13 protein-coding genes and 1 tRNA gene are annotated in these 13,866 nt (G+C 43.7%); 5 read left to right on the top strand and 9 right to left on the bottom strand.

The features are described from left to right. Positions 1 to 24 precede the first annotated feature (24 nt). Positions 25 to 1,557: a glutamine-hydrolyzing GMP synthase gene (guaA, locus tag EMP01_RS11090; RefSeq protein WP_129021583.1), complete on the bottom strand. Its 1,533-nt coding sequence runs from the start codon at positions 1,555 to 1,557 to the stop codon at positions 25 to 27. Between the two features lie 144 nt (positions 1,558 to 1,701). After that, positions 1,702 to 2,118: a DUF3467 domain-containing protein gene (locus EMP01_RS11085; RefSeq protein WP_237559523.1), complete on the bottom strand. Its 417-nt coding sequence runs from the start codon at positions 2,116 to 2,118 to the stop codon at positions 1,702 to 1,704. A gap of 39 nt (positions 2,119 to 2,157) precedes the next feature. On the opposite strand from EMP01_RS11085, the gene EMP01_RS11080 reads away from it, so the two are divergent. Continuing rightward, positions 2,158 to 2,231 (top strand) — tRNA-Ile (locus EMP01_RS11080). A 72-nt stretch (positions 2,232 to 2,303) separates the two neighbouring features. On the opposite strand, the gene EMP01_RS11075 is transcribed toward EMP01_RS11080, so the two are convergent. Next, positions 2,304 to 3,185 carry a hypothetical protein gene (locus EMP01_RS11075; protein ID WP_129021580.1) on the bottom strand — a complete coding sequence of 294 codons (882 nt, stop codon included), beginning with the start codon at positions 3,183 to 3,185 and terminating at the stop codon, positions 2,304 to 2,306. A gap of 92 nt (positions 3,186 to 3,277) precedes the next feature. On the opposite strand from EMP01_RS11075, the gene EMP01_RS11070 reads away from it, so the two are divergent. After that, positions 3,278 to 3,679: a hypothetical protein gene (locus EMP01_RS11070; RefSeq protein WP_129021579.1), complete on the top strand. Its 402-nt coding sequence runs from the start codon at positions 3,278 to 3,280 to the stop codon at positions 3,677 to 3,679. Between the two features lie 413 nt (positions 3,680 to 4,092). Here the strand turns inward: EMP01_RS11070 and EMP01_RS11065 are convergent, their stop codons facing one another. Continuing rightward, positions 4,093 to 6,228 carry a T9SS type B sorting domain-containing protein gene (locus EMP01_RS11065; RefSeq protein ID WP_129021578.1) on the bottom strand — a complete coding sequence of 712 codons (2,136 nt, stop codon included), beginning with the start codon at positions 6,226 to 6,228 and terminating at the stop codon, positions 4,093 to 4,095. A gap of 390 nt (positions 6,229 to 6,618) precedes the next feature. Further along, positions 6,619 to 7,047 (bottom strand): hypothetical protein, encoded by a 429-nt coding sequence (locus tag EMP01_RS11060; protein WP_129021577.1) that lies wholly within the window; start codon positions 7,045 to 7,047, stop codon positions 6,619 to 6,621. Positions 7,048 to 7,262: 215 nt separating this feature from the next. Here EMP01_RS11060 and EMP01_RS11055 point away from each other — a divergent pair, with 215 nt between their 5' ends. Then, the gene (locus EMP01_RS11055; RefSeq protein ID WP_202616055.1) at positions 7,263 to 7,724 is read left to right on the top strand and encodes a DUF4268 domain-containing protein; all 462 of its coding nucleotides are present in this window, start codon (positions 7,263 to 7,265) and stop codon (positions 7,722 to 7,724) included. Positions 7,725 to 7,753: 29 nt separating this feature from the next. On the opposite strand, the gene EMP01_RS11050 is transcribed toward EMP01_RS11055, so the two are convergent. From EMP01_RS11050 to EMP01_RS11035, 4 genes are read right to left on the bottom strand one after another with little or no spacing between them, the layout of a single operon-like run. Further along, a complete protein-coding gene (locus EMP01_RS11050) occupies positions 7,754 to 8,251 on the bottom strand; it encodes a KdsC family phosphatase (protein WP_129021576.1) in 498 nt (165 codons plus the stop codon). A gap of 9 nt (positions 8,252 to 8,260) precedes the next feature. Then, a complete protein-coding gene (locus tag EMP01_RS11045; RefSeq protein ID WP_129021575.1) occupies positions 8,261 to 9,025 on the bottom strand; it encodes a HEAT repeat domain-containing protein in 765 nt (254 codons plus the stop codon). Next, positions 9,025 to 9,795 carry a Rossmann-like and DUF2520 domain-containing protein gene (locus tag EMP01_RS11040; RefSeq protein ID WP_129021574.1) on the bottom strand — a complete coding sequence of 257 codons (771 nt, stop codon included), beginning with the start codon at positions 9,793 to 9,795 and terminating at the stop codon, positions 9,025 to 9,027. The genes EMP01_RS11045 and EMP01_RS11040 overlap by 1 nt, the downstream gene beginning before the upstream one ends. Before the next feature lie 2 nt (positions 9,796 to 9,797). Beyond that, on the bottom strand, positions 9,798 to 10,541 hold the full coding sequence (locus EMP01_RS11035; RefSeq protein WP_129021573.1) for a lysophospholipid acyltransferase family protein: 744 nt from the start codon (positions 10,539 to 10,541) through the stop codon (positions 9,798 to 9,800). 150 nt (positions 10,542 to 10,691) lie between these two features. Between EMP01_RS11035 and EMP01_RS11030 the strand changes: the two genes are divergently transcribed. Continuing rightward, complete coding sequence (locus EMP01_RS11030) at positions 10,692 to 11,858, top strand: proline dehydrogenase family protein (protein WP_129021572.1); 1,167 nt, start codon at positions 10,692 to 10,694, stop codon at positions 11,856 to 11,858. A gap of 20 nt (positions 11,859 to 11,878) precedes the next feature. Further along, complete coding sequence (locus EMP01_RS11025; RefSeq protein WP_129021571.1) at positions 11,879 to 13,768, top strand: tetratricopeptide repeat protein; 1,890 nt, start codon at positions 11,879 to 11,881, stop codon at positions 13,766 to 13,768. The last annotated feature ends 98 nt before the right edge of the window (positions 13,769 to 13,866 follow it).

The following is a 13,866-nucleotide window of genomic DNA, read 5'->3' as shown; positions in this document are numbered from 1 at the left end:
CAAAAATATGATTTAATAATCGGATTATTCCCATTCAATGGTAGCCGGTGGCTTAGAGCTGATGTCGTATACCACACGGTTGATACCTCTTACATTGTTGATGATATCGTTAGATACCTTAGCCAGGAAATCGTAAGGAAGGTGTGCCCAGTCAGCGGTCATACCATCTACAGAAGTCACTGCACGCAGGGCAACTGTAAATTCGTAAGTACGCTCATCGCCCATAACACCTACACTCTGTACCGGTAACAGGATGGTGCCTGCCTGCCATACATTATTATATTCGCCGGTCGATTTCAGCAGTTTTACATAGATGTCATCAGCATCCTGCAGCATCTGTACTTTTTCAGGAGTTACAGCACCCAGGATACGGATACCGAGACCCGGACCAGGGAAAGGATGACGCTCCAGGAAAGAAGCCTGGATACCCAGTTCTTTACCCACGCGGCGTACTTCATCTTTAAACAGGAAACGCAGTGGTTCAACCAGTTTCAGGTTCATTTTTTCCGGCAAGCCACCCACATTGTGGTGTGATTTGATGGTTACAGATGGACCGTTAACGGATACTGATTCAATAACATCAGGGTAGATAGTACCCTGACCAAGGAAGGATACATCTTCTAAATGATGTGCTTCTTCCTGGAAGATGTCGATGAATAAGCCACCGATGATCTTACGCTTGCCTTCCGGATCGCTTACGCCATCCAGTTTGCTGTAGAAGCGGTCTTTAGCGTCAATACCTTTAACGTTCAGGCCTAATACCTTGTAGCTTTCCAGTACATCTTCATATTCATTCTTTCTCAGCAGACCATTGTCTACGAAAATACAATACAGTTTATCGCCGATCGCTCTGTGGATCAGGGTAGCTGCAACGGTAGAGTCTACACCACCGCTCAGTGCCATAACCACTTTGCTGTCGCCCAGTTGGGCTTTCAGATTAGCAATGGTTTCTTCAACATAAGCTGCAGGAGTCCAGGACTGGCTGCATTTACATACATCAACCACAAAGTTTTTGATCATTTTGCGGCCTTCTGTACTGTGGGTCACTTCCGGGTGGAACTGGATACCATATACCGGTTGTGCATATTTATCTACGCGGTAAGCCGCTACGGGGATACTGTTTGTTTTCGCCAGCAGGGTAAAACCTTCAGGCAGTTCTTTGATACTGTCGCTATGGCTCATCCAAACCTGAGAACCTTCACTGATATTACTCAGGAAACATTCCTGATTTTCCATCACCAGATGCGCTCTTCCGTACTCACGACTGTTTGATTTCGCAACCAGGCCACCGTTTTGCTGTGCAATAAGCTGTGCGCCGTAACATACACCCAATACCGGCACCTGATTACTCCACTGGCTGATATCCGGTTTAGGAGCATTCGGGTCATTAACAGAGAAAGGGCTGCCGGAAAGGATAATTCCTTTAATATCCGGAGTGATCTCTATTGGTTTTAAGCATGGAACGATCTCACAATACACATTCAGTTCACGAATGGCACGGGCAATCAGTTGAGTGTACTGAGAGCCGAAATCAAGGATTAAAATTTTTTCCGTCATTGTCGAAGAAAAGGCTTGGCCTAAATGGAATGATTAAATGTTGTGCAAAATTACGATTTATTTTACGTTTCGCGAAACGCGGCCGGGAATAAAAAAGAGCCACTGTAAAACAGCAGCTCTTTGATATACATGTTAATGTTGAAATTAAGCTTCACCAGTTGTTCCACCCAGGTTCATTGGCACACCACCATCTTGTTCGTCTTTGATCAGACCATTTTGGGTTTCGTAACGTTTAATGTTATCGATCAGTGCTCTCATCAGACGTTTCGCGTTGTGCGGAGTCATAACAATACGAGAGTTAACTTTAGCTTTAGGCATACCCGGCATTACGCTGATAAAGTCCATTACGAACTCAGAGTAAGAGTGAGTGATGATTGCTAAGTTAGAGTAAGTACCGTTCGCTTGCTCGTCTGTCAGTTCAATATTGATTCCCTGGTCTTGATTTTGTTGTTCAGACATTGTAATTATATTTTGATGATTAAGTAATATAGAAGCAAATATAGGTTTTTGGTTGAATTTTTGAAATTTTGTCTTTAAATTTTGCAGAGAAATAATTTTCATTATCTTTGCAATCCTTTAGTACAGCTCTTGCAGCTGTCTGGTCCTATAGCTCAGTTGGTTAGAGCATCTGACTCATAATCAGAGGGTCCTTGGTTCAAGCCCGAGTGGGACCACGCTAATAGAGGCAAGCGTTTTAGCATTAATGCTGAAGCGCTTTTTTTTATGCCGGAAACAAACGTAACCTGTTATTTTGACCCTTTTACTTTCACATACCATTTGCCGTTCCACAGGTAGGTTTCTTTCTTTTTCTTGATTTTGTACAGCATCTCCTTGCCTTCACCTTCTTCAATGGATACCCCTTCTTCGATCATTTTATAGATGATATTGGCCGCCTTTTTATGCTCTGAAGGAAAGAGCATTTGCTCGCTATGGTAGAACACACCCGCATCGCTCACCCGGTAGGCTCCCGGCAGGGGAATAAAGGTACTTCCGTTCCAGCCGAAGTAAAAGTAATCAGAAGATATGGCGCAAGCCTCGCCCAGGAAACCGATCCATATAATATTGCGCAGGCCTTTTAGTCCCATACCATTCAAGCCTTTTATTTCAGTGGCACTTTGTTCGGTATAGCCAAAGGAGAAGGGATGTCTGGCGACAATTTGCTGCTGCGGACCGATCAGTTTTACTGCGCAGCTAAAGGACGCATAATGATCTCCCTGTACCGGAATATACCGGTCAAAACCATATAGGCAGATCTGTCCATTATCTATCGTAGTGTGACCTATAGCAAGAAGCCCGAGCCATATATAACCATGCTTTTCCTGCCCGCCTTTACGGTAGCGGATCTCCTGCCAGGGTGCCCGAAAACCCTTTATAGTACTACTGCTCAAAGCCTCATCCACAATTACCGCCTTTGTACCGGCCTGCAGAGAATCGCTTACCATAGAGCCTTCTAATCCCGGACTGTTGCGGATATACGCCATGTCTGCAAAAATGATTGCGGTATCACCGGCAGAAAATTGCCAGTATCCCGGATCAGGAACATCTGTATCCAAACCAGTCTGCTGGGCATGGATACAGATAGGTAGGAAGCATAACAACAAGGTATATTTTATGGACTGTAGTAACATATATATAAAGGGATATTGTATTGATTATCAATATTTAAAGATCAAAATTACTCAATTTTAATCCTCCGTTTTCGTTTTATTTATTCCTATATTTGAGTATTATTTACTCTTTAAACAATAATTTCATGAAAAAACTATTATTGGGTACATGCGCCCTGCTGGGAACAGCCGGTATGGCACAAGCCAACGTCCTGACGGTCAACAATCTTACAGCTTGCACCTACGAAGCCACTATGACAGGCTACGGTGCTATCGCTACCATACCGCCGGGTATTTCAACTTTCACTTCCCTGGCCGGTTTTGATATTAGTTCAATCAAAATTATATATATGTCTGGTGGCACCGGGCTCGCTTCCTGTAGTGTTGGATTAGGTTACATGAGCTCCAATACAATGGGGCAACCCACGCCGCCATGCCTGCCGCCGGGTGCTTATTTTTCAGCTGCCTGGGCCCAGGCTACGTCCACGGCAAATGCTACAGCTATTATCTTCTAAACTAAAGACTATTTTACGAATAAAGCCCCTCATTGAGGGGCTTTATTGATGCTATAAATAAGTGCTACTTCAATCCTGAGCTGAGGAGCAATGCTCCGGCTATGGCGATAATAACTGCTGATGCGATTAAAAGAGTTAATGTCTTCTCTTTACTCCTGCTTCTCACAATACGATTGTAAGACAAATAACGATTGTTTTCCATAATAGTGTTTTCGTGATGTTGCGATTTATACAATTATAACGAAATAATATTTGAAAATGAAATATAGTACAGGCCTTTTACATGTTTTTTACATTTAAAAGGGTATTTTGTGTACTTTTTTGTCAAAAACTGAATAATATACAGGATTATACATGAACAGCGCGCAGAGCAAAACTCCGCGCGCTGTTCATGTATTTTAAAATAATGCTGCTTACCTCAGTAGGGTTACATTACCCGTTTTCTTGAAACGCTTGCCTTCTCTGGTTGTAGCATTGATCTGGTATATGTATACACCATTCGGTTGTGCAGAACCATTGAAGAAGCCGTCCCATCCTTTATTGATATCATTGGTTTCAAAAATTTTCTGACCCCATCTGTTATATATTTCAAACGACTCTAAAGTAGCTATACCGCGGATGCTCGCTTTGAATCGGCTGTTGTTCGGGTTAAAAGCATTTGGCATATCCAGCACTGTTTCTTTTACCCGGAAGTCAACCGAATCGGTAATTGAGCAGCCATACTCCGTGCGTGCGGTTACAAAGTAACGCGTATCTACTTCCGGACTCATTTGCGGATTGCTGATGTTGTTACTGTTCAATCCTGAGTTAGGGAACCACTGGAAATATATAGCATTGGTACCTGGTTGCATGTTATATACCTCACCTGCATAAATATTTACAAAATCTGGCAATTCCAGCACCGCAGCAGGATGTACAGTGATATAAACCGTTTGGGTATCCCGGCAGCCCTTGTCACTTGTACCGATGAGTGTATATAAAGTAGAAGTCTCTGTTCTGGCTACCGGATTGGCAATATTTGCATTGCTTAAATAAGTGCCCGGCGACCAATGATATGTGCTGGCACCGCTGGCGCTTAATTGCACAGTATCACCCGGACATATTCCGGAATCTACGATCGGCAATTGCAGGAAATCTCCGGGATTGACAATCAGGTCTATCGTATCAGAAATGCTGCATGATACATTATTGACAGTATTGGTAACGGTCAGTACATATCTGCGGCTGGCATCAGCATTGAACCATATATTAGGATCTGTAGTATTGCTCAGGTTGGTAGCCGGAACCCAGTTGTATGTGTAATTACCGCTGTACGGCAGCGTGTTCGATTCGATGGCCACAGTATCATACTGGCAGGCTATAATCGTATCGGACATCATAATCTGGTCAGGGCTTTGGGCAACAGTAAGGTCAAGCGTAACCAGCGTATCGCAGGTCATGCCGCCCGCCGGAATTATCGTATCATAAATACCGCTTGTCGTTAGAATTCTGCCATAGAAATCCATAATCTGGCCCGAACAGATTGTCTCTACGAGGTTTACTTTCGGAATAGAATCTACATAGATTTTTGAGGTATCACTGATGGCGATACAGTTTGTATTGCCCGTAGTGCCGGTTGCCCCAGTCAGGTATCGGATCAGGTATTGTCCCAGAGCAAGACCGGTGGTATTAAAAGTATAATTAGAATTACCAGAAGCGGCACCGGCATTGATCCAGGTAGCCCCTCCGTCTGAACTGTACTGCCATTGATATTCAGCCGGGCTGTACGGACTGTTGATCACATTGGCCTGCATATTTACAGAAGTATTGGAGCAGGTAAGGGTATCCCGTTTAGGTAATACCTGCGATATCGGTACGCAAGGCTGTACCGTAATATCATCCAGCGCCAGGTCATTACCACAGCCAGAACCTACGGAGTTATTGATCAGCTGCAGTTTTACAGAAGTATTTGCGGCATTGTTGAATACAATAGAGTATTGATGCCAGGCCGTATCAAGTGGTACGTTTCCTGTATTAGATGTAGCAATAACTGCATTGGTTACAGGATCTACTACCCTTAGTGTAATATTGGGATATTGTGTGCTGGCACCACAGGTACTGGTCAGAACCAGGCCGGAATTGACGTTTAATACCCATACACCAAGCTTCAATGTTGTATTCGGACACAGGTTGTCCATAGTATATTCGAAGAATACCGTAGCGGCAGTCGATGGAGCATTAACCAGCAGCATCAGGCCATTAGGGTCTCCAGTATGGTCTGTTTTGCTGACCCAGTTAGCACCCTGACCTGCTATGTTCGGATTTTTAGCCAAACCGGAATAACCGTCTGTCAAAGTCCCGGTTGGAGGACCCGCTGCGCCTACAAAGATTGTGGAAGTGCTGGCACCAGGAGCGAAAGTGGCCAGAGGGCCGTACCAGTTATTGGTTGCATTGCCTGCACCAAATGTTTGATTAACAAGATATTGACCCCAGTAACCGTTACATACGGGCTGACAATAAGATAGAAAACTTGCTACAATAGCAAGAGTGGTAAAAAATAACCGCTTCATACATGATATATAGGACAATAAAGGTAATTGTTTTTTTGCATATTTTTAACTTCTCCGTATAGAATATTATTTTTTATGTAATATAAAGTGGAAGGTGATGTAGTGCCGGAAATTGCTTTGAAGAAGGGAATAAAAATCAAATATCAGATCAAAAATGAACTAATTTTACACTTTTTAGTGAAAAAAACACATTATTATAATTTTCGTTTTTGTTTAAATTGTGTGGTCTTAGGTGATTTACAATATTAAAAAACAATTATATGTTCAGAGGTTTGAAAAAATAACTCTTCTTAGCTTATATTTGCAGTAGGTAAACACTCTTTTATACAACTCACCTCCTCCTTGTCTAAGGAGGTTTTTTCTTTTAGGCAGGTCTGATCAAAGAAAATGTTAGCGGAAAGGAACATACTCCGGTGTGTTTTTCATGTACTTACCATCCATTTCCCGGCGACTGTTTCCGGAAGGGGGTAGGACAGCAGGAGAAGGTTCAATATTATTCTTTATTTCATATACCAGCTGATCTGTGCTGATACAATCTCCGTTTACCACAATATAATTCTGATTAGTGCCTACCGTTTCGATCGTAACAGAAGATTTTACTGTTTGCCCTTCTTTATTGATATACTGATATTCAATAAAGGAAGTATAAGCAGTATGCTTTTGGGAATGGGTATTAATTCTTCGTATCTGAAAGTCCATACCATTGCTGGTAGCGGCCTTAAAGTACTTTTTGATCATCAGATCATGGTTTTTTTCACTTTCATTGGTACATGCGGCGAGGAAAGGCATACACATAGCCAGTATGATTAATTTACTCATACTCTTCATATTTGGTTTTATACAACTCGAACCGTATAGGTCGGAAGTGTAATATAAGATATTTATCATCTGTTAGCTCATTTGCATTGTGTAATAACTTTTTATTTGCATTTACAATGAACCTACGTTAAGTATCGGCCGCTAAGGGTACGTATTTTTCGCATGGGCGACATATTTGCGGAGAGAATGTTTTTAATTTGCAGAAAAAATACTGAGTGTATACAAGAGAAGAAGCAGCGGCGATAAAAGAGCAGTTCTGGCGCACTTTTGGTCAGTATATGGCAGTAGTGCCATCGGCAGAAGGCTTAAGGGTAAACTGGATCAATTACAAGACAGGCATCAAGCAATTGCATTTCAAAACGGACGCGACCAGTAAGAAAGCAACCGTCAGTATTGAAATGTCTCACCCTGATGCAGGTATGCGTGCATTGATGTTTGAGCAATGGAAACAGCTGCGTGCTTTATTAATGATGAACCTGGAAGAGGAGTGGGAGTGGGAAGAAGATGTTGAAAATGATTATGGGCGCATGGTAAGCCGCATTAGTTATACCATTAATGATGTAAACATTTTTAAAAAAGAAGACTGGAGCAAATTGATCTCTTTCTTTAAACCAAGGCTTATAGCCTTAGATGCCTTCTGGGCCGATGCTCAATATGGTTTTGAGTTATTCAAATAATAAAAAAGAGCACCGTAAGGTGCTCTTTTTTATTCCCAGTGTTTATTTATTTTTAAAACTTTTTCAATGACATCCCGCACACATCCTGCACCACCTTTAATCGGAGAAATGTAGTCAGCAATATTAGCCACCTCAACAGCCGCATCGTTAGGGCAGGTCGCCAGTCCGCAATACTCAAGGGCCGCAATATCCGGCATATCGTCACCCATAAACAAAACCTGTTCCGGACCGATCTTAACCGCGGCTAACTTCTCTTTTAGCAAGGCCAGTTTATCTTTCACGCCTATATGTACCTCTTCTATACCCAGATTGTTCAATCTGCGCATAGAAGCTGTAGAAAGCCCGCCGGAAATAACCCATACATGATATCCTTTTTTAACTGCAAGCTGTAATGCGTAACCGTCCTTGATATTCATGCGGCGAAGCAATTCGCCATCCTCCTGTACATGCAGCATACCGTCTGTCAGTACACCGTCAATGTCAAAAACAAAAACCTTGATATGTTCGAATAGTGATAAAATATTCATGTCTTCTTTTTAATTACTAAAATATTGTTCAATGTATGCCCTGGCTTCGTCCTGTGTATAGCAGGTGAAATTACGGTATCGATAATGTACATCAATAATCTCTTCAAGGGCATCGTTTACCAGTTCCTTATTTTGCCAGTTCATTTTCAGGTCTGTACAAACCGTCTCCAGGCATCCCTTTTTATAAGCAATCTGTCCCAGTACATGCACCAGTGTATTGCGTACACGGGGTTTCTGATCATGCTCCAGTCTGCGTAGCAAGGGCAGGATGTCCTGCGGATGTGTACGGCCCCGTAACTCAATACCATGCACGATCTCGCGCCTGATCTCAAATTGCTCATGCTCCAGGAATCGTTCCGCGTAAGCCAGTACCGGCACCGGGTTCTTCTGTCCCATCTTTTTGATCGAACCAATTACGGCATTACGCACCTGGTGATGCGGATCGAATAGTCCTTTTTCAAAAAAGGGCATTACCGCTTCAAAATCAAAACAACCGATCTCGCCTGCAGCATTAATTACCGTCTGGCGCACCAATTGGTTTTCATCCTTAAACAGTTCTTCCAGTATATGTATGACGCGGCTTTTGGATATCGTCCCGGCCTGTACCAGCCGGCCTGTAGCAAGATAGGCATTTTTGCGTATGTACGTATCCGGGTCGGCAAAGTATGCATAACTCTGCTTCCATTGGCCTGCATTCGTTTCCGTAAAGACAACTTCTGTCATCTGGCTGAATACCACTGCACGTTCCTCCTTGCTTAAATCATAATAAGCCATCAGGAGTACATTTTTTCAATAGAATTACTGATCGCCTGGTACAGGCTTTCCCATTCCGGATGGGTCTGTAGCAGCTGAACATGTACGTCCATAGTACGCACATCATTACGCACCGCCGGACCAGTCTGTAAGCTGTACGGGTCCTGTGTCATAGCACTGATAAAGGTTTGTGCAATGATCGGTTTTAATAGGTCATAAGGCAGCGATTGTTCTGCGCAGATTTGCGCCCCTATAGCCAGTAAATGATTGGTAAAATTATTGACCATCACCGCGGATAGATGCAGGTATTGTCTTTGTGCAAAGCTTACAGGGGTGATATGGTCTGAAATCAGTGCGGCAAAGGCTTCAGCCTGCTGCGCAGCAAAATTATTTGATGCTTCCACAACCAGGGGCACAGTTCGCTCCTGTGGTAGCTTATTTTTATTGATTGAGTACAATGGCCATACTACAGCGGTATTAATGCCGGTAGCCGCCAGCAGATCCAGCGATTGAGATCCGGCGCAGTGTACAGCCGTTTGTGTTGGCTTAAGTTTGATATCTGCAGCCAGGGCGGCAATAGCCTGGTCTTTTATACAGAACAGATACAGGTCTGCATCTGTATTTATCGCATTTGTTTCGGTAACGAGTGGAATGCCATATTGAATGCTCAGATCCTGGGCGCTTTCTGCCCGGTGATTATACAGTTGTACAACATCAACTTTTTGAGCTGCAAGTTGCTGCAAAAAAAAGCGGGCTACATTTCCCGTACCCAGGATAACAATCTTCATCATACTTAACGGTTATTGATGTAATACTGTTCCATTAAACGGAACACCTGCTCTTTCAGCTGTTTTTTATCTTTCAGTTCCATACCCTCTGTTTTAATCGGGGGTAAAAAGTCGAATCGTATGGTGTGGGGCCAGGCCCAGAATTTCATATTATGCGGCAGTATGTCGCCGGTGCCGAAGATGAGGCCCGGCATGACCGGCTTCTGCGCTGCAATGGCATTCATAAATGCCCCTTCATAAAAAGGTTGCAGTGGTTTGTCGGTTTTGTTGCGGGTACCTTCAGGGTATAAAGTCAGGTGCAGCCCCATTTTCAGGGTATCCTGCATCTGTGTAAGGCTCTCACTGCGGCTGCGTTCCTTTTTACGGTCTACCAGTATAGAGCCAGCACGGTAAATGATCCCGAACAGTGGAATGCGGGCCATTTCAATTTTGGCCAGTGTTTTATTTGGTCCGGGCACCCAGGGCATAGAAACTGGAATGTCTACGAGTGAATTATGGTTGACCACTACCACATAATTCTGGCCGGGTTCAAAATATTCTTTTCCTTTTCTTTTTACCCGGCAGCCAACCAGCGGCAGGAATATGCTCATCCATATTTTATATGTAGGATGTATGATCCGTGCGCGTTTCGGTTCGGAAAATAACAATGCAATGCCGACAGGGATCAGTATGATCACCATAGTGATCAGGAACAGGAGCATGCCGTAAAAGAAATAGAGATGTCCCAGTATACGTTTGATCGGATTCATGAATACGGATCGGAATTTTTGTAAGCAAAGGTACGGCAGCCTGCCATATAAAGTATCTGCCGTTCCTGTAAAATAAGCAGGGTAGGGTGCATTTTTCCATTATATGATTATATTTGCGGATAAATTTTGATTACATAACTATTATTTTCAATGTCTCTTTCTTTCGATAACACCGAGATCGCATTCCGCTACAAAAATGACAAACAACTGAAACAGGCTAATTTCTTGTTCAACTCGATGTCTTCTTCTACGCTTACCCGTATAGGAATCGCCTTTACCAGCGCGGCATTAAAGATGAACCTGCCTATTACCGGGTTGATCAAGCGTACCATTTTTGAACAGTTCTGTGGTGGCGAGACCCTGCAGGAAGTGGCCAATACTGCTGAAATGCTGGCTAAGTACAATGTAGGCGTAGCACTGGATTATGGTGTAGAAGGAAAGTCGGGAGAGGCTGAATTTGATAAAGCTGTTCCGGAATTTATTAAGGCCATACAATATGCGGCCTCTCAAAAGAATATCCCTTTTATTCCCATAAAAGTTACCGGTTTTGCCCGTTTCAGCCTGCTTGAAAAAGTGCATGCGCAGGTACCTCTGAATGCTGACGAAGAAAAAGAATATGCGAGAGTACAGGATCGTATCGATGCGATCTGCAGTGTGGCCAATGATCATAATCTCATGATCCTGGTAGATGCAGAAGAATCCTGGATACAAAGACCGGTTGACGAACTGACGGATGCCATGATGGAGCGCTATAACAAAGGGAAAGTTGTTGTATTCAACACCTTCCAGTTATATTGCCACGATCGCCTGGCTTTCCTGAAAGTTTCGCATGAGCGTGCAAAAGCCAAAGGGTATATACTGGGTGCCAAGCTGGTACGCGGTGCCTATATGGAAAAAGAAAGAAGCCGTGCTATCGAAATGGGCTACCAGAGCCCCATTCAGCCAGATAAAGCATCTACTGATAAAGATTATAATGCAGCAGTATCCTATTGTCTGAATCATCATGAGGAAATCGCTACATTTATAGGAACACATAATGAAGACAGCTGCCTTATTGCCGCTGATATCATGAAACAAAAACAATTGCCAAACGATACGCCTAAAGTGTATTTTGCGCAATTGTTTGGTATGAGTGATAATATGACCTTCAACCTGGCCAATGAAGGATACCATGCCTCTAAATACCTGCCTTATGGTCCGGTAAAAGATGTAATCCCTTACCTGATGCGTCGTGTACAGGAAAATACTTCAGTAAAAGGACAAACCGGCCGGGAGTTGTCACTGATCAAAAAAGAAATTCAAAGAAGAAAACTGTAACCCTTTTAACCCTCCAGATATTGCTGCGGTATACCCTCATATTGCTGTTACTGTTGTTGCCTTTCCGCTACGGAATAGCGCAGACAGGTGTATCAGCAGCTGATCGTTACCTTACCAGGGCCAACCTGTTTATGGGTGAGAAGAACTTGCGTAAAGCAGAACAGTTCTATAAAAAAGCACTCAATGCAGCACCGCATTCACCGGAGGTGTATAGTATATTAGGTAAATTTTATTTCGACCAGGGCCGGTACCAGGATGCCTCTTATGTATTCGAGTCCGGCACCAAATCCTGTTCCGGCGGCACACAGATATTTGCCATTCCCCTTGCCAATGCGCTGATGCGGTCCGGTAATGCGGAGAAAGCCGGTATCGTGCTGCGTGGCTATCGCGTATCTCCGCAGGCCAAACCACAATTGAAAGAAGAGGTAGCAGCCCTGCAGCGCTCTATAGATTTTGGCCGCCTGATCGGGTATCATAAATACAATGTAAAAGTTACTTTATTAGGTGATAGTGTGAATAGTGTCGATGACGATTATTTTCCCTCATTTTCCGGGGTGCGTAAAGACCTTATTTTTACCCGCCGCAGCAACGGCCTGAATGAAGATTTTTTCATCAGCACGCTGGATAGTTGCGGAGACTGGACACTGGCACGGTATATGGGTTTCCCGCTCAATTCTCCTTTTCCTGAATGTGCGCAGGTACGCTCCTTTAATGATAAGTACATGATCTATCAAAAGTGCGATAACCGTAGTCCCAATGGCTGGGAGATGGGTGGTTGCGATCTGTACCTGTCTTATGCTACAGCCTTTGGCTGGTCAGTGCCACGTCCTTTTGGCTATACCATAAATACCACGGCATATGAAGGCATGCCGGCACTTGCTTCTGATGAGACGGCATTGTATTTTGTCAGTGACAGAGAAGGCGGGTATGGTGGTAAAGATATCTGGGTTAGCTATTTCAAAAAAGGATACTGGCAGGTGCCTGAAAATCTTGGGCCCGGCATTAATACAGATAAAGATGAGCTCACTCCGGTAATCGCTGCCGATGGCAAGACATTATATTTTGCGTCTAAAGGCCATAGTGGTTTCGGCGGTTTTGACATGTTCGTATCCCGCCAGCAACCCGATGGTAAATGGGCTAAGGCCATGAACCTGGGTACACCTGCAAACTCAAACTATGATGAACTTTGCGGTACGGTGATCCTGAGAGGGGACACGATGTATTTTGCATCCAATCGTCCAGGAGGCTATGGCGGACTTGATATTTATACCACCGATCTGCCCAAAGATTTTCGTCCGGTAGAAATGGCGATGCTTTGCGGATCTGTAAAGGATTTTGAAAGTGGCACACCAGTCACCCTTGCCGATATTACTGTTCAGGCGCCGGAAACACAGGTCGTGTACAATCTAAGAAGTAATAAAGGTGATGGTAGTTTTTACCTTCCCTTACCTGCCGGTAAAACCTACCAGGTGAGTGCGGCACAGCGATATTATAATGAACTTTCCGATACCTTCAGGCTATATGGTTTAGGCGCCATGGATACACTTCAGTTGCGCATGTTGCCCAAAGGCTATGTCCCCAATAAGAAGACAATTGCTTTACTGCAATTGAATATGGCAGACAGCGCGCTCTTACGGCAGGATAGTTTCTGCCTGGTGCTGAATCGTGCACTGGCAGCTTATTCCGGCAAGATCACCGGTCTCGAACTGAATAGTTTTGTCTTGCGTACAGATGATGGCTGGTTATACGATTACAGTGCCCAGCTGAAAGAATGCCTGTTTAAAATAGGCGTTACAGAAGAGTATATCACGAATAATATCTGGGAGGTGGCCAAAGATGCTCCTTCTGAAGCGGGCGCTGAAGTGCAGCAACCAGGTATGGTCCTGATTACATTAGAATACCTCGAATAATTTTTTACTGATTATCCGCTTACAGGAAACAAAGACTTACCTTTTCCTCGCGTTTCTTGTTATGGCTACCTTTTGCCCTGATGAAAACAAAGGCACTT

The sequence above is a fragment of the Edaphocola flava genome (genome assembly GCF_004118155.1).
Classification (GTDB): Bacteria; Bacteroidota; Bacteroidia; order Chitinophagales; family Chitinophagaceae; genus Edaphocola; species Edaphocola flava.
Note: the sequence above shows the minus strand (reverse complement) of the source record. Positions and strands in the feature narration are given on the sequence as shown.